Source organism: Bacteroidota bacterium (assembly GCA_038746285.1).
In the GTDB taxonomy this organism is placed as follows: domain Bacteria; phylum Bacteroidota; class Rhodothermia; order Rhodothermales; family JANQRZ01; genus JANQRZ01.
This window is the reverse complement of sequence record JBCDKT010000034.1, coordinates 1-16,268: the sequence shown is the minus strand read 5'-3', so window position 1 is coordinate 16,268 and position 16,268 is coordinate 1. Positions and strand designations below refer to the sequence as shown.

Here is a 16,268-nt window from a genome sequence, read left to right as displayed (position 1 = left end):
TCAGAACTGCTTCAGGAAGCGGGTGTCGTTTTCGTAGAACAGGCGGATGTCGTCGACGCCGTACTTCAGCATCGCGAGGCGCTCGACGCCCATGCCCCACGCGTAGCCGGTGTAGCGCTCGGGGTCGATGTCGACGGCTTCGAGGACGTTCGGGTCGACCATCCCGCAGCCGAGGATCTCCATCCAGCGCCCACCGCCGCCGAGGTTGTCGTCCTGCCACCAGATGTCGACCTCGGCCGACGGCTCGGTGAAGGGGAAGAAGCTCGGGCGGAAGCGCATCCTGACGTCGTCCCCGAAGAGCGCCTGGGCGAAGACGTGCAGCATCTCCTTGAGGTCGGCGAACGTCGCGTGCTCGTCGACCACGAGGCCCTCGACCTGGTGGAAGAGGCAGTAGCTCTTGTACGAGATCGCCTCGTTGCGGTAGACGCGGCCGGGCACGATCACGCGGATCGGCGGGGCCTGCCGCTCCATGACGCGGATCTGCGCGGGCGAGGTGTGGGTCCGCATCACGATCCCACGGCCCGCGGGCGGCGGCGGCTCGACGAAGAGCGTGTCCTGCATGTCGCGCGCCGGGTGCTCGGGCGGGAAGTTGAGCGCGGTGAAGTTGTGCCAGTCGTCCTCGATCTCCGGCCCCTCGGCGACTTCGAACCCGAAGTGGCGAAAGATGGCCTTGATCTCGTCCAGCGTCTGCGTGAGCGGATGGAGACTTCCCGGCTCCACCGGCGCGGGCACGCGGCCCGGCAGCGTCAGGTCGAGGTCGGTCCCCTCGGCCCCGTCTGTGCTTACAAGCGCCGCCTGGGCCTCGTCGATCCGGGCCTCGGCGTGCTGCTTGAGCGCGTTCAGCGCCTGGCCCGTTTTGCCACGCTCCGCCGGCTCGACCTCGGTGATACGTCCGAAGAGCGCGGTGATCGCGCCGCTCTTGCGCCCGAGCGTGCGGATGCGGAACGCCTCGATGGCGTCGGCGCTCGCCAGTTCGGCCGCGTCGATCTCTTCGCGGAGGGCGTCGATCGCTCGGTGAAGGGACATGGGGTGTCGGGGGGTCGGATGGTTGAGGGATCGGGAGATTGGAACGTGCTGAGGCAAAGGTCACGCTGAGGGCCGAAGTCCCAATCCCTCAATCATGAAATCGCTCAATCCTCCAATAACAAAGATTCCCGCCGAGCCTGGGGCTGGACGGGAAAGGGAGTCGAACGAGAGAGGCAGGCTAGGCTGCGGCTCGTTCGACGACTTTGGTAAAGGCGTCCGCGTCGTGCATGGCGAGGTCGGCGAGCACCTTCCGGTTGAGCGGGATGTCCGCTCGGCGGAGGTCGGCGATCAGGCGCGAGTACGTGGTCCCGTTGAGCCGCGCGGCGGCGTTGATCCGGGCGATCCACAGGCGCCGGAACTGCCGCTTACGCTGGCGGCGGTCCCGGTACTGGTACTGCATGGCCTTCTCGACCGAGTGCTTGGCAACGGTGTAGACGTTGCTCCGGCGACCCCAGTAGCCTTTCGCCTGCTTCAGGAGCTTGCGGCGGCGGCGACGGGAAGCCACGGTGTTGCGTGCGCGTGGCATTTGATGGCGAGGTTAGGTCGTGAGAGAGACAGTGAGCAGGTCAGTTCTGACCTAGTGGGTCAGCCGCCGAGGAGGCGCTTGACGCGCTTCTCGTCGGCCTTGTGCACGAGGGTGTCCTTGCGGAGGTTGCGCTTCCGCTTGGGGGACTTCTTCGTGAGGATGTGGCTGGCGAACGCCTTCTTCCGCTTGAGCCGACCGCTGGCGGTCCGCCCGAAGCGCTTCTTGGCTCCGCTGTTGGTCTTCATCTTCGGCATGGCGTGCTCCGAGCGTGGTGCGATAAAGAAGGAGGCGAGCCACCGGGCGTCGCCTCCGCGCGTTCAGACCGACTAAAATACGGGGCCACTCCTACCGCCGCAACGCCGGAGTTTGAAGAGGGGGAGTAAAAAAGGGCGTGGAGGGGAAGGAGGGTGGGGAGGGAGACGTTCTCCGAAAGCTGTCGTTGCGAGGAGCCGGAGGCGACGTGGCAATCTCCCGACTTTAGCAGATCGGAGGAGACTGTCTTCGCCGAGCCTTCGGGTTGCCCCGTCACTCACTACGGTAGCAGCACGGTTGATCTACCTACGAGGAGAGGGAGGAAGACAGGATTCGAATCTGCGTGCCGCCAACCGGCCCGTACGTCCGGCACGCGGACGGGCGGTGCTCCCGAGGGAGCCGCCGCCCACCTTAAGCCTCTCAGTCACTTCCTCCGTTGGTGCAAATTGAGCTTAACCTGCGGAGAGGGAGGGACTCGAACCCTCGCACCGCTTGACGCGGTGTACGGCTTAGCAAGCCGCTGCATTACCACTCTGCCACCTCTCCAACGTGCAGACCCCCGAGTTCACCGGGAACTTCGGGATTGTAGGGCAAAGAAAACGGAGAGGGTGGAAATCATGTCAGCAAACTAAGCCACAAGAGGCAGGATAGCAACTCGCAGGAGGATGGAAGCTCAACCCTTCTTCGCTGACTTGTCCGGCGTGAGCATGACCGTCATGCGGCGGCCTTCCATCTTGGGAAGCTGCTCGACGCGGGAGATGTCCGAGAGCGTCTCGATGAACCGCGAGAGGAGGTTGGCCCCGCGCTCCTTGTAGATGATGTCGCGCCCGCGGAACTGGACCCACGCCTTGACCTGGTTGCCCTCCTCCAAGAACTCGCGGGCGTGCTTCGTCTTGAAGTCGAAGTCGTGGTCGTCGGTGTTGGGGCGGAAGCGGATCTCCTTGAGCTCGACCTTGTGGGCGCGCTTGCGCTGCTCCTTCTCCTTCTTCTGCTGCTCGTAGCGGTACTTCCCGTAGTCCATGATCTTGGCTACGGGCGGGTCGGCGTCGGGGGCCACCTCGACGAGGTCGAGGCCGCGGCGCTGGGCGAGCTCGAGCGCCTTGTCGATCTCGTAGATGCCGTGCTCGCCTGCGGGGTCTACGACGCGGACGCGGCTGGCGCGGATCTGGTCGTTGATGCGAGTCTTGGGGCCGCGCTGCTTCTGCGGCCGGGAGTAGCGTCTGGCGATGGCGTTGTCTCCGTGCTGGTAATCAGAACCCGAGCGGGGGTGCGTGCTCGGCGTGGTAGGTAAAGCCGGGGCCGACGCTGAGGTTTCCCGCTGCGTATCCCCGTAGGTAAAGGGTGGGTAAAGATACGCGCGTTCCCTATTTTCATAGCCCTTTCGCTGCCCTCGCCTGCCCATGTCCCGCCTCGCGCTCTACCCCGGCTCGTTCGACCCCGTCACGAACGGGCACCTCGACGTGCTCCGCCGCGCCCTCCGCCTCTTCGACCGGGTCGAGGTGACGGTCGGCGTGAACACGGCCAAGCGCGGCCTCTTCAGCGCCGAGGAGCGGGTCGAGCTGATCGAGGCTTCGACGGCGGACTGGACCGAGGACGAGCGTGCGCGCCTCCGCATCGAGACCTTCGGCGGGCTGATCGCGGACCGGGCGAAGGCGCGCGGGGCGGTCGCCCTCGTGCGCGGGCTGCGGCAGGTGTCGGACTTCGACTACGAGATGCGGATGGCCGTCGCCAACCGCCGGATGGCCGGCGAGGTCGTGACGCTGTTTCTGACGCCGGAGCCGGAGCAGGCCTTTACGAGCGCCTCGCTCGTCCGCGAGATCCACCGCTTCGGCGGCGATGTGTCGTCGTTCGTGCCGCCGCCTGTGCTGGCGCGGCTGCGCGAGCGCGGCTGACGGGGGCGAGAGGGCAAACCTATCGCCGGAAAGGTTTCTCGGTCCTCCCTTGCCCCGTCTCCCCTGCGCCCGGTCTCTCTTTCTCATACGGTCGTACCTTCGGACCGTCGCTCACCCCGCCCGCGCCCGCTATGGAATCTCCGACGATGGACCACGATCTGAACCCGCGCGTCGAGGCGATGCAGCCGTCGGCGACGCTCGCGATGTCGGCCCGCGCGAAGGCGCTGAAGCGGGAGGGGCGTCCGGTGATCGCGCTCTCGGCGGGCGAGCCGGACTTCGACACGCCGGAGCCGATCCGCGAGGCCGGCCAGCGCGCCATCCAGGAGGGGCACACGCACTACACCGCCAACCCCGGCACGCCGGAGCTGCGCGCCGCCATCGCCCGCAAGCTCGAGGCCGACAACGGACTGGCCTACGAGCCGGGCGACATCGTGTGCTCGAACGGGGCCAAGCAGTCGGTGGCGCAGGCCGTCGTCGTGCTCTGCCGGCCCGGCGACGAGGTGGTGATCCCGGCACCGTACTGGGTCTCCTACCCCGAGATGACGCGCCTCGCCGGGGCCGAGCCGGTCACGGTCGAAACCTCGGCAGCGCAGGGCTACAAGATGCAGCCCGAAGCCCTGGAGGCTGCGCTCTCCGGGCGTTCCCGCCTCCTCATGCTCAACTCGCCCTCCAACCCGACCGGGGCCGTTTACTCGGCTGCTGAACTCGACGCCTTCGCTGAGGTGCTGCGCGGGTACGAAGACGTGATCGTGATCGCGGACGAGATCTACGAGCACGTCATCTACGACGCCGAGCATGTGTCGTTTGCCTCCCGGCCGGGGATGAAGGAGCGGACGGTGACGATCAACGGGTTCTCGAAGGCCTACGCGATGACGGGCTGGCGGCTGGGCTACCTCGCCGCGCCGCGCTGGATCGCCGAGGCTACGGCGAAGGTGCAGAGCCAGTTCACGAGCGCGCCGAGCGCGGTCACCCAGCAGGCTGGGATCGCTGCGCTGGAGATGGACCCCGAGCCGGTGCGCCAGATGGTCCGCGCCTTCCGCGAGCGCCGCGCCTTCGTCCTCGCCGCCCTTGACCGGATGCCCGGCGTCGCGTGTCCCAGGCCGGAGGGGGCGTTCTACCTGTTCCCCGACATCTCGCACTACCTCGGGACGACGGCACCGAGCGGCCGCTCCATCGAGACGAGCACGGACCTGTGCTTCTACCTGCTGGAAGAGCACGACGTGGCGCTCGTCCCCGGCGACGCGTTCGGCGCGCCGTCTGGCGTGCGGCTCTCCTACGCCGCCTCGGCAGGCGACCTGCGGGCGGCGATGCAGCGGATCGAGACGGGGCTGGCCGCGCTGCGCTGAGCGAGTGGGCGAGTGGGCGAGTGGGCGAGTGGGCGAGTGGGCGAGTGGGCGAGTGGGCGAGTGGGCGAGTGGGCGAGTGGGCGAGTGGGCGAGTGGGCGAGTGGGCGAGTGGGCGAGTGTTGAAAGGCGACGCTGTAAAAGTTCCCCCTTTCGCCCGTTCCCCCTTTCTCCCTTTCGCCCACCCGCCCTTTCCCCCCACGCCGGCAAATCTCTCCCCGCCGAACATCACCAAGAAGTGGGCGTAGGCGCTCCTCCTTTTCCGCCTCGACCTCAGCCGATTCGTTGGAGCCTTCTCTTCCGTCGCAGCCCCCGGCGCGCCCCCCGTTTCCGTCCGAGGCGGAGAGCGTGCTCGTCGGCGCGACCCCGCCGGCGAAGGACCGGTACTGGCTGCACGCGCTCCTCTTCCTGCTGACAGCGGTGACGACGACCTGGGCCGGGGGCTCGCTCGTCGGGCGCGACCTGCTCTACGAGGAGTTCGGGCGGGGCATGTTCGTGTGGGACGGGCTGCGCTACGCGGTGCCGCTGCTTTTTTTCCTGACGGTCCACGAGTTCGGCCACTACATCGCCGCCCGGCGCAGCCGCCTCGACGTGTCGCTGCCGTACTACGTCCCGTTTCCGGCCCCGATGCTCCAGCCCAACATCGGGACGTTCGGGGCGGTGATCCGGATTCGGGAGCCGCTCAGGACGACGCGGCAACTGTTCGACGTGGGGGCAGCGGGTCCGCTGGCAGGGTTCGTCGCGGCGCTGGGCGTGCTGCTCTACGCCCTCGCCACGCTGCCGCCGCCGGCGTACATCTTCGACCTCGGCGGGCACGAGCCGCTCAAGCTGTTCGTGGACCGCTTCGGAGCGTTTCCCGACTTTCCGCTCCCCGATGTGACCGGGGTGGGCCGCCTCACGATCGGGCAGACCCCGCTCTACTGGGTGCTCACGCAGTTCTTCCCGAACGTCCCGCCGATGTACGAGATGTACCACTACCCGGTGCTCTTCGCCGGGTGGCTCGGGCTGTTCTTCACGGCGCTCAACATGCTCCCGGTCGGGCAGCTCGACGGCGGGCACATCGTCTACGCGCTCGTCGGGCCGCGCTGGCACGGGCGGATCGCGCGGGCGTTCGTGATCGTGCTCCTGTTCTCGGCGACGCTCGGGCTGGTGCTGGACGCGGAGCCGCTGCTGCGGCAACTCGCGCGGAGCTACCGCTACGCCGAGGCCCTCGGCGGGGTCGGGGTGTGGGTGATCGCGGCGACGCTGCTCTACTTCTTCCTCGGGCGCCTCTTCGACGACCTGCGCGCCCGCGTCGGCGGGCTGTTCGGCCTCGTCGCAGCGGCGGCCTTCGCGCTGCGGATCGAGGGCGTGGCCGAGGCGGTGGGCTACACCGGCTGGTTCTTCTGGTGCCTGCTGATCCTGCTCCTGATCCGGGTGGACCACCCGCCGGTGACGCACCCCGAGACGCTGACGCGGGGCCGCCGGGTGCTCGGCATCCTGGCGCTCCTGCTGTTCGTGCTGTGCTTCAGCTTCAAGCCGCTCTACATCGCGTGAGCGGGCAATGAAAAGGGAGGCGCGCCGTTTCCCCTCTGTCACCCTGAGCGGAGCGAGCGCCAGCGAGCGCGGTCGAACAGGTCTTTGGTGACGTGCCGGTAGAGACCCATTCGACTCTAGCCCCTGTGGACCTTCGCTCAGGCTGACAGGAAAATGAGGGCCGTGCCCAGTCTGTGGGGTAGGGTAAAACCCCGGCCCTGCGCTTGTTCCAGGCCACTGCCGTTCGTAGGTTCGCAGCCGTTTCTAGTCCAACCTTCTTCGACCTGACCCCGCGCCGCCCGGACCTTTCGCTACGAGAGACGCTATCTTCCCGCCGCTCTGCTCGCGGCTCCACCTTCTGCTCTCGATGCACGGTCTCCGTCTGTTTCTCGGCGCGTCGCTGGCCGCGCTTTTTGCGCTCGCCGGCTGCGATTCCGCCACCGACCCGCAGCCGCTCGGCGGGCGCCCCCCCGAGGTCTCGGACTTCGCCTTCTCCCCGGACAGCGTCTTCTTCGACGACGCCCTCGTCTCCGGCGATTCGGCCGGCATCGAGCTCACGCTCAGCGTCCGCGCGGCCGACCCCGACGGGACCGTCGACCGCGTCCAGTTCTCAGTCCAGGGTCAGTTCGAGGGGACCATTGCCTCGGGCGCGCTCGCGCTCGGCGACGACGGACGGTACGCGGCGACGGCACCGCTTCTGCTCGGGCGGGGGCAGCGCGGCCTCTACTCGCTGCTCGTCTACGCCGTGGACGACGACGGGCTGCTGAGCAACCAGGTGCGCGGCCAGTTCGAACTCGCGGGCCGGGGCCTCGGGCCGCCGGTTGTCGAGGCCATCGACGCGCCGGCAGAGTTCCAGCCGCCGGGGCTGCTCGTGCTCGTTGCCGTCGTCTCCGACCCCGACGGGCTCTCGGACATCGCCCGCGTGGAAGTGACCGGGGCCACGGGGGCCATCTTCCAACTCTTCGACGACGGGCAGACGTCCGGCGACGAGACGGCAGGTGACGGGCGTTACACCGCCTCGTTCGACGTGCCCGAGGCCACGCCGGGGCCGCAGACCTTCGTCTTCCGCGCCTTCGACCGCGACGGGCTCGTGAGTGACGACGTGCCCTTCACGATCACGATCCTCGAACCGCTCACGAGCCCTGACCCCGGATGACGCGGCCGCTCTTCCTCCTGCTCTTTTCGATGGCCGTCGCCGCACCGGCGCTCGCGCAGTTCGACGCGGCGCGCGCGCAGGACCTGCGGCCGGTCAGCGGCCCGCAGCGCAACATCGTCGACAACCTCGACGCCGAGGGCGACACGCTCTGGGCCGGGCAGCAGCTCACCTTCACCGCCGACGGCGGCGCATCGTGGTTCCTGGTCGACGACGACGTGCTGACGCCGCCGATTGCGCCGTCGGCGATCGTCTACTCGCTCGACATCGAGGGGCCGAACATCTGGGTCGGCCTCGGCTTCCAGGACCCGGCGATCGCAAGCCGCCCGCAGAGCGCCGCCGGGTTCGCCCACTCCGAAGACGGCGGCCAGACCTGGACCTACGAGTTCCCCCAACTCGACCAGCCCGAGGACACGCTCCAGGTCTACGGCTGCAACGCCCTCACGCCCGAGGCGCTGGAGACCGGTGCGCTCAATCCGATCCTCGGGTGTGATTTTCTAGCGCCCCAACTCCCAGCGCTGCCCGTCATCGTCCCGCAGCAGAGCCCGCCATTCGACATCGACTTCGACCCTACCACGGGCGACGTGTGGGTGGCGGGCTTCGCCAGCGGCATCCGGCGTCTCTCGCTCCTCCCGGACTCGAACGCCTACGCCCCGTCCTTCGAGCGTATTGTCCTCCCGCCCGATACCCTCGACGCGATTTCGCCGACCCAGCCCTACTTCTTCCCCCTCGCGCCCGAGGTCAACGAAAACGAGGAGGCGCTCAACTTCCTGGGCTTCTCGGTCCTCGTGGACGAGACCGGGACGGTCTGGGCCGGAACCGTTGCCGGGGTCAACCGCTCGCGGCCCGAGGATGTCGTCGAGTTGGTGGTCTTCGACACGACGGGGACGGTGCCCATCGACACGCTCGTGGAGCGAGGCTGGCAGCGCACCAGCTTCGACGGGACGAGCCAGGGGCTGCCGGGCGACTGGGTGATTGCGATTGAGGAGCAGCCGGTCGGCGACGAGACGTTCGCGGTGGGGACGCCGGAGAACCCGCGCAACCCAGTGTGGCTGTCGGTGTGGCGGGCGAGCGAGCCGTCGGAGCGCTTTGCCCTCGTCGTGACGAAGGACGGCGGCGAGACGTTCGAGCCGGTACTCGTCGGCGGGCGGCGGTTCTACGACCTCGCCTTCTGCCCGGACGGTGCGACCTCCGGCTGCACGCCCGGCACGGTCTACGCCGCGGGCGACGACGGGCTGTTCATCTCCGACGACGAGGGCCGGACGTGGCGCAGCGTCCGCGACTTCCGCGACCGCGACGTGCCGGGCCGCTTCGTCAGCCGCGACGCCCGCGTGTTCGCCGTCGCCGCGACGCCGAGCGCGCTGTGGGTCGGCACCGGCGACGGGCTGCTCAAGAGCGAGGACGGGGGAGTGACCTGGACCGTCTTCCGCGTCGACGTGCCCACGAGTCCCGCCGCGCCGACCGAGCGCGCGCCCGAGGTCGAGACCTACGCCTACCCCAACCCCTTCTCGCCGAACGCCGACACGTTCGTCCGCATCCGCTACGACCGGCCGACGGCGCGGATCCGCATCTTCGACTTCGCCATGAACCTCGTCCGCACGATCTCGAGCGCGACGCCGAACGAGCAGGTGTGGGACGGCTTCGACGACAGCGGCAACCGCGTCGCCAACGGGGTCTACTTCTACGAGGTGGACGCCGCCGGCGAGTCGCTGCGGGGTAAGATTCTGGTTTTGGAATAAAGAGATGCGCTCCCAAACAAACACGACGTCGCTCCCGCGCAGGCGGGAGTCCAGAGGGATTGCAACCCAGTGGGTCCCCGCCTGCGCGGAGATGACTGCTGAGACGGTAGCGGCGAGCAACCTCGCAGCCTACGCCATGACGAAACGTCTTCTCCCTATTCTCCTCCTGCTCCTCGCCGCGGCCCCGGTCTCGGCGCAGTACGCCGGGTCGTACGCACGCATCGGGTTCGGCGCGCGCGGCATCGCGATGGGCGGCGGGCTCGTGGCCGACGTGTTTTCCGAGTCCAGCCCCTACTACCACCCCGCGCTCGCCCCGCGCGTCCAGCGCCAGGGCCTCGACGCGGCGGCGGGCTTCCTGTCGTTCGACCGCAGCCTGCAGTACCTCCAGTTCGCGTTCCCGCTCCCGCCGCGTGCCGGGGCGGCCCTCGGGGTGATCCGGGCCGGCGTCGAGAACATCGACGGGCGCGACAACTCCGGCTTCCACACCGACGACCTCTCGACGAATGAGTACGTCATCTTCGCCGCCTTCGGGGCCCAGGTGAGCCAGCGCGTCTCGGCCGGCCTCGGCCTGCGGTTCTACCACGCCGACCTCTTCGACACGGTCGACCCCGCGGTGGGCATCGCGCTCTCGCTTGGGCTCGCGGCGCAGGTCTCCGAGAACCTCGCCCTCGGCCTCGCCGTGGACGACCTCATCGGGCGCTACCGGTGGGACACGTCCGACGCCTTCGGCGCGGGCGGGACGACCACGACCGACCAGTTCCCGGTCCGCGTGCGCCTCGGCGGGGCCTACCGCCTCGGCGGCGGGCGCGGCACGATCACCGCCGAGATCGAGACGCAGTTCCAGACGGCCGAGCGGCGCACCGAGCGCGTGAGCGAGCTCAACGGCATCCCGACCGTCTTTACCGAGAACGAGACCGTCGGCCTGACCGATACGCGCTTTCACCTCGGCGGGGAGTACTGGCTCGTCCAGCCGTTCGGGATCCGCGCGGGCGTGGACCGGCTCGGGGCGGGAGCCTTCGAGGCTGCCTCGCCCGCCGCCGGGTTCGCCGTGCGCCAGCCGCTCGGCGACATCGCCGCCCGGATCGACTACACCGCCGTGCTCGAACCCTACGGTCTCGGTGTGATGCACTTCGTCGCGCTCCACCTCGACCTGTAGGCGCGGCCTCTGCTACTGCCGCGCGGACGGTCAACGCGCGGTTCCATCGAGGCCGGGTATCGGGGCGCGCGGGACTCCGGCAGGATACCCGCAGAGGCGACCGTTCCGCGGTCGGCGTGCACCGCGAGACGCGGGAAGCAGCGCGCGCCGAAATATTTCCACGGTGTCCTGGAGATCGTGTCGTATCCTCCCGGCTCCGATCTCCCCTCTACCTCCAGTCCCATGAACGTCGAACCGCTCACCTCAACGCCCAGCCGGCTCCTTACGCACGGCGTCTCGATCAACGATACCGCCTACACCGCGCAGGCTGAACGTGTGCTGTCTTCGGAAGCGCTTCCAGTAGTCGCTGCGCTCCACCGCGCGCTCGAGAGCGAGCGCCAGCGCCTCCTCTTCGCCCGCCGCGAGCGCCAGGCCCGGTGGGACGCCGGCGCGCTCCCCGGCTACCTCCCCGCCGACGAGCACCCCGAGGCGCGCGGAGACTGGCAGGTGGCCGACCTCCCTGACGACCTCCTCACGCGCCGCGTCGAGATCACCGGGCCGGTCTCGGACCCAAAGATGGTCATCAACATGCTCAGCCGCACCGCCGACGGCCACCGCGCCGACGCCGCGATGCTCGACTTCGAGGACTCGATGAAGCCCTCGTGGGCCAACGTCATGCAAGGGGTAGAGAACGTCATCGGCGCGGCCGAGGGCACGCTTCACTTCGCCAAGCGCGACGCCGAGGGCAACGTCCTCAAGGAGTACACGCTCGACCCGGACGACATGCCGCTCCTGATGGTCCGTGTCCGCGGCCTCCACCTCGACGAGTCGAACCTCCGCGTCGACGGCGAGCCGGTCTCGGGCGGCCTGCTCGACTTCGCGCTCTGCATGGTCCACACAGCCAAGACGCTCATCGCCAAAGGCAAGACGCCGACCTACTACGTCCCCAAGTGCGAGCACTACCTCGAAGCGCGCTGGTGGAACCGCCTCTTCTCACTCACCGAGGAGCACCTCGGCCTCCCCGAGGGGACCGTCAAGGCGACGTTCCTCATCGAGACCCTGCCGGCGGCGTTCCAGATGGAGGAGATCCTCTACGAGTACCGCACCCACGCCGCCGGCCTCAACGGCGGCCGGTGGGACAAGATCTTCTCCGACATAAAGGTTCTCCGCGAGCACGCCGACCGCGTCATGGCCGACCGGGCTTCAATCGGGATGAACCGGCCGTGGATGTCGAACTACGCCAAGCGCCTCATCAAGGTCTGCCACAAGCACGGTGCCTTCGGGATGGGCGGGATGGCGGCGTTCACCCCCGGCCGCACGCCCGAACTCCGCGCCGAGCAGACCGCGAAGGTCGTCGCCGACAAGGAGTTCGAGGCCGGCATCGGGCACGACGGCTGCTGGGTCTCGCACCCGTACTTTATCGAGCACGCGCTGCAGCCCTTCCTCGACGCGCTCGGCGGCAAGCGCAACCAACTCGGCGTGGACCCGGACATCGAGATGCAGCCGGACCTCCTCCCGGAGGGCGGCGGCCCGCGCACGATGGACGGCCTCCGCACAAACGTCCGCGTCGGGATCGCCTACATGAAGGGCTGGAACCAGGACATCGGCTGCGTGGCGTGGGACAACCTGATGGAGGACCTCGCGACGCTCGAGATCTCGCGCGCCCAGACGTGGCAGTGGCTCCACCACGGCATCACGCTCGACGGCGGCACCCAGGTCACGCGCGACCTCGTTGGGCGAGTCTTCGAGGAGGAGTTGGACAATATCCTCGGCGAGATCCGCGAGGCGATGAACGGCGCGGCCAGCGAGGCCGTCGGAAAAGAACTCGACCGCTACCGCCAAGCCGCCGCCGACGCGTCGCTCGTCTTCACCGAGGAGACGATGCGCCCCTTCCTCGCCTGCGTCTCCGACCGCGTCGGCGACGCCGAGCAGCAGCGCCGGGTCAAGGAAACCGGCACCTGCCACTGACGTCTTTCTACACGCACGGGCAGGCTCCTCCCCTGCCTCCATCCTCCGAACGCTTCACCTTCACAACCCATGCAGATCAACACGCAAACCCGGTCGGCTGCCGACCTCGAACACCAGTGGGCCGAGGAGGCTCGCTGGCAGCACGCCGAGCGCCGCTACGCCGCCGCCGACGTGGTGCGCCTCCGCGGCTCGTTCCCGATCCACTACACGCTCGCCGAGCGCGGGGCCGAGCGGCTCTGGGACCTTCTCCACACCGACGACTACGTTAACGCCCTCGGTGCGCTCACCGGCAACCAGGCCGTGCAGCAGGTCAAGGCCGGGCTCAAGGCGATCTACCTCTCCGGCTGGCAGGTCGCCGCCGACGCCAACCTCGCGGGGCAGATGTACCCCGACCAGAGCCTCTACCCGGCCGACTCCGTCCCGAGCGTCGTCCGCCGGATCAACAACGCCCTCCGCCGCGCCGACCAGATCGCCCACAGCGAGGGCCAGGGCGACGACACCTACTGGATGGCCCCCATTGTGGCCGACGCCGAGGCCGGATTTGGCGGGCCGCTCAACGCCTATGAGCTGATGAAGGCGATGATTGAGGCCGGGGCCTCGGGCGTCCACTTCGAGGACCAGCTCGCGGCCGAGAAGAAGTGCGGCCACCTCGGCGGCAAGGTGCTCGTCCCGACGAGCCAGTTCGTTCAGACCCTCAACGCCGCCCGCCTCGCCGCCGACGTGATGGGCGTCCCGACCGTCCTCATCGCCCGCACCGACGCCGAGAGCGCGACCCTCATCACGAGCGACGTGGACGAGCGCGACCGCCCGTTCATTACCTCGGACGAGCGCACGCCGGAGGGCTTCTTCCGCGTCAAGAACGGGATGGAGGCCTGCATCGCGCGCGGCCTCGCCTACGCGCCCTACGCCGACCTCCTCTGGATGGAAACCGGCAAGCCCGACCTGGCGCAGGCCCGCATCTTCGCCGAGGCCATCAGGAAGGAGTACCCGGACCAGATGCTCGCCTACAACTGCTCCCCGAGCTTCAACTGGGAACAGCACCTCGACGCCGACACGATCGGCACATTCCAGCGCGAGCTGGGGGCGATGGGCTTCAAGTTCCAGTTCATCACACTCGCCGGCTTCCACGCGCTCAACTTCTCGATGTTTGAGCTCGCCAAGGGCTACAAGGCCGAGGGCATGGCCGCCTACTCGCGCCTCCAGCAGGCCGAGTTCGCCGCCGAGGCCGAGGGCTACACCGCCACCAAGCACCAGCGCGAGGTCGGCACCGGCTACTTCGACGCCGTGCGCGACGTGATCTCGGGCGGCGAGGCCTCGACCGGTGCCATGGCCGACTCGACCGAGACTGAGCAGTTCCACTAAACCGGTCTTACCTTTCCGGCATCACACCCGTGGGGGCGGCGCACCGCGTCGCCCCTGCACCGTTTCAGCCGCCTCGCCCTATGGAACTCCAGTCCTTCGTCCCGCCCCAACGCACGCTCATGGGGCCTGGCCCGTCCGACGTGTCTCCCCGCGTGCTCGCCGCCCTCGCCCGGCCTACGCTCGGCCACCTCGACCCGCGCTTCATCGACGTGATGGACGAGACGAAGCAACTCCTCCAGTACGCCTTCCGCACCGAGAACGCGCTCACGATGCCCGTCTCGGGACCCGGGACGACTGGGATGGAGAGCTGCGTCGCCAACCTCGTCGAGCCGGGGACGAAGGCGGTCGTGTGCCAGAACGGTGTCTTCGGCGGGCGGCTGAAGGCGATGGCCGAGCGCGCAGGCGGCGAGGTCGTGCTCGTCGAGGACGCGTGGGGCCGGGCCGTCTCGCCAGAGAAAGTCGAGGCCGCGCTACAGGCCCATCCCGACGCCGAGGTGCTGATGTTCGTCCACGCCGAGACCTCGACCGGGGTGCTCTCAGACGCCGAGACGCTGGCGCGGATCGGGCGCGAGCACGCCTGCCTCATCGTCGCCGACACGGTCACCTCGCTCGCCGGCTCGCCGCTGGAGGTCGACGCCTGGGGCCTCGACGCGGTCTACTCTGGTACACAGAAGTGCCTCTCGTGCGTGCCGGGCCTCTCGCCGGTGACGTTCTCCGAGCGCGTGGTCGAGCGCGTGCAGCAGCGCGAGACGCCAGTGCAGAGCTGGTTCATGGACCTCTCGCTCGTCGTCGGCTACTGGGGCGAAGGGCGGACGCGGGCCTACCACCACACGGCGCCGGTCAACAGCGTCTACGCGCTCCACGAGGCGCTTCTGATGCTGCGCGAGGAGGGTATCGAGGCGTCGTGGGCGCGGCACCGCCGGACGCACGAGGCACTCAAGGCCGGCCTCGAAGCGCTCGGGCTGGAATACGTCGTCCCCGAGGCGGAGCGGACGCCGCAGCTCAACATGGTCCGCGTGCCGGAGGGCGTGGACGAAGCCGCCGTGCGCCGCCGGCTGCTCGACGAGTACGACCTCGAGATCGGCGCGGGCCTCGGCGCCCTCGCCGGGCAGGTGTGGCGGATCGGGCTGATGGGCTACGCCTGCCGGCCCGAGAACGTCCGGCTGTGCGTCGACGCCCTCGAAGCCGTCCTGGACCGCAGCGGCGGGCTGGACGCAGCCGAGCAGGCTCTCGGTGCCGCCGTCGCGTAGCGCCTGCGATGGGGCAGGCAGAAATACCAGAACCTCGGCGGGCAGCGTTCGTTATTGACAAATCCCGCTGTGCGGTCTATCATGCCCCAAACCCCATCGCTTCGCTGATGCGCTACGCTTCCTCGGTCCTCGTCCTCGCGGCGCTGCTCTACCTGGCCGCTCCCGCCCACGCCCAGCTTCGCGCCGACCTGCCGCAAACCGGCGCGGCCCCGGTCGCGGTCTACCAGGCCCCGACGGGCTTCTCGCTCGGCTCGCTCGTCAACCCGGAGCACTTCAAGATCAGCAACTCGTACGAGATGTCGTTCTCGAGCTTCGGCGGCCAGAGCCTCGGCCTCGGCGTGCTAACGACGAGCCTCCGATTCCAGCCGACAAACCGGCTCGCCGCGCGCGTCGACGTGGGCGTTGCCCACTCGCCGTTCGGCTCGGACGGCCTGCAGCAGCAGCTTGGCTTCGGGCAGGACACGCCGGCCCGGGTCTTCATTCGCAACGCGCAGATCGCGTACCGCCCGACCGAGAACTCGCTGATCCAGTTCCAGGTGCAGCAGAGTCCGTTCGGCGGGTATGCCAGCCCGTACGGTTACTACAGCCCCTACGGGGGCACGCAGGTCCGGGCGGGCTTCGGCGCCTCGGACTACAACGACCTCTTCTGGCGAACGGCACCGCGCTGATGGTCCTGCCTTCTACCCCTTCCGCCGCGGCACGCCACCTGACAGGGGCGTGCGCCTTCTCACCGACTAGCAGCCGCGCTTCCTCGAGATCGACCAGAAGATCGACTTGCCGTTGCCGCAGTTCCAAACGTCGGCGTGCTCTTCGTTGGAATTGATGGAGCTGCTGTTGAACACGCTGACTCTCGACGCGCCCTTTGCGCAAATTATTGATGGCACCTTGTTCGCCGACGAGATCGCGCTCATCGATGCCTTTGTTCAGGAAAACCAAGGCGACGACCTCTTCTTCTGCCTCAAGTCACGCGTCGACACCAACAACGGCACGCAGTTCACCCCGCTCACCTACGTCTTCGGCACCAACTACCCGGGCATCCTCGAAGGACCGTACGCTTCGCAGTTTTGGCACTTGCCGTACTTGCTCAAGCAGGGACCCCGCGTCGTG

Annotated in this window: 15 protein-coding genes and 2 tRNA genes; 11 read left to right on the top strand and 6 right to left on the bottom strand. The window is 68.6% G+C overall.

What is annotated here, in order from left to right; translation table 11 throughout:
* The 6 genes from pheS to infC all read right to left on the bottom strand — a co-directional run bounded on the left by pheS (position 1) and on the right by infC (position 3,206).
* Positions 1–1,026, bottom strand: coding sequence for a phenylalanine--tRNA ligase subunit alpha (gene pheS / locus AAGI91_11635; protein ID MEM1043266.1), 1,026 nt, complete (start codon positions 1,024–1,026; stop codon positions 1–3).
* Positions 1,027–1,204: 178 nt separating this feature from the next.
* Positions 1,205–1,552 (bottom strand): 50S ribosomal protein L20, encoded by a 348-nt coding sequence (rplT, locus tag AAGI91_11630; GenBank protein MEM1043265.1) that lies wholly within the window; start codon positions 1,550–1,552, stop codon positions 1,205–1,207.
* A 59-nt stretch (positions 1,553–1,611) separates the two neighbouring features.
* Positions 1,612–1,806, bottom strand: a complete 195-nt coding sequence (gene rpmI / locus AAGI91_11625; protein MEM1043264.1) for a 50S ribosomal protein L35 — start codon at positions 1,804–1,806, stop codon at positions 1,612–1,614.
* A gap of 316 nt (positions 1,807–2,122) precedes the next feature.
* Positions 2,123–2,238 (bottom strand) — tRNA-OTHER (locus tag AAGI91_11620).
* A gap of 26 nt (positions 2,239–2,264) precedes the next feature.
* Positions 2,265–2,350 (bottom strand) — tRNA-Ser (locus AAGI91_11615).
* Positions 2,351–2,477: 127 nt separating this feature from the next.
* Positions 2,478–3,206, bottom strand: a complete 729-nt coding sequence (gene infC, locus AAGI91_11610; GenBank protein MEM1043263.1) for a translation initiation factor IF-3 — start codon at positions 3,204–3,206, stop codon at positions 2,478–2,480.
* On the opposite strand from infC, the gene coaD reads away from it, so the two are divergent.
* The 11 genes from coaD to AAGI91_11555 all read left to right on the top strand — a co-directional run.
* On the top strand, positions 3,205–3,696 hold the full coding sequence (gene coaD, locus AAGI91_11605) for a pantetheine-phosphate adenylyltransferase (GenBank protein ID MEM1043262.1): 492 nt from the start codon (positions 3,205–3,207) through the stop codon (positions 3,694–3,696). The two genes, infC and coaD, sit on opposite strands and share 2 nt — an antisense overlap.
* 131 nt (positions 3,697–3,827) lie before the next feature.
* A complete protein-coding gene (locus tag AAGI91_11600; protein MEM1043261.1) occupies positions 3,828–5,042 on the top strand; it encodes a pyridoxal phosphate-dependent aminotransferase in 1,215 nt (404 codons plus the stop codon).
* Positions 5,043–5,324: 282 nt separating this feature from the next.
* Positions 5,325–6,575 carry a site-2 protease family protein gene (locus AAGI91_11595; protein ID MEM1043260.1) on the top strand — a complete coding sequence of 417 codons (1,251 nt, stop codon included), beginning with the start codon at positions 5,325–5,327 and terminating at the stop codon, positions 6,573–6,575.
* Positions 6,576–6,921: 346 nt separating this feature from the next.
* Positions 6,922–7,710, top strand: coding sequence for a choice-of-anchor X domain-containing protein (locus AAGI91_11590; GenBank protein ID MEM1043259.1), 789 nt, complete (start codon positions 6,922–6,924; stop codon positions 7,708–7,710).
* Positions 7,707–9,446: a FlgD immunoglobulin-like domain containing protein gene (locus tag AAGI91_11585; protein ID MEM1043258.1), complete on the top strand. Its 1,740-nt coding sequence runs from the start codon at positions 7,707–7,709 to the stop codon at positions 9,444–9,446. The genes AAGI91_11590 and AAGI91_11585 overlap by 4 nt, the downstream gene beginning before the upstream one ends.
* Positions 9,447–9,537: 91 nt before the next feature.
* A complete protein-coding gene (locus tag AAGI91_11580) occupies positions 9,538–10,602 on the top strand; it encodes a hypothetical protein (protein MEM1043257.1) in 1,065 nt (354 codons plus the stop codon).
* Positions 10,603–10,824: 222 nt separating this feature from the next.
* The gene (locus AAGI91_11575; GenBank protein ID MEM1043256.1) at positions 10,825–12,549 is read left to right on the top strand and encodes a malate synthase A; all 1,725 of its coding nucleotides are present in this window, start codon (positions 10,825–10,827) and stop codon (positions 12,547–12,549) included.
* A 69-nt stretch (positions 12,550–12,618) separates the two neighbouring features.
* Entirely contained in the window at positions 12,619–13,911 is a 1,293-nt protein-coding gene (aceA, locus tag AAGI91_11570; protein ID MEM1043255.1) for an isocitrate lyase, read from the top strand.
* Positions 13,912–13,991: 80 nt separating this feature from the next.
* Complete coding sequence (locus tag AAGI91_11565; GenBank protein ID MEM1043254.1) at positions 13,992–15,161, top strand: alanine--glyoxylate aminotransferase family protein; 1,170 nt, start codon at positions 13,992–13,994, stop codon at positions 15,159–15,161.
* A gap of 107 nt (positions 15,162–15,268) precedes the next feature.
* On the top strand, positions 15,269–15,829 hold the full coding sequence (locus tag AAGI91_11560) for a hypothetical protein (GenBank protein MEM1043253.1): 561 nt from the start codon (positions 15,269–15,271) through the stop codon (positions 15,827–15,829).
* 154 nt (positions 15,830–15,983) lie between these two features.
* Positions 15,984–16,268 (top strand): hypothetical protein (locus tag AAGI91_11555; protein MEM1043252.1); only part of this gene is annotated, 285 nt, incomplete at its 3' end.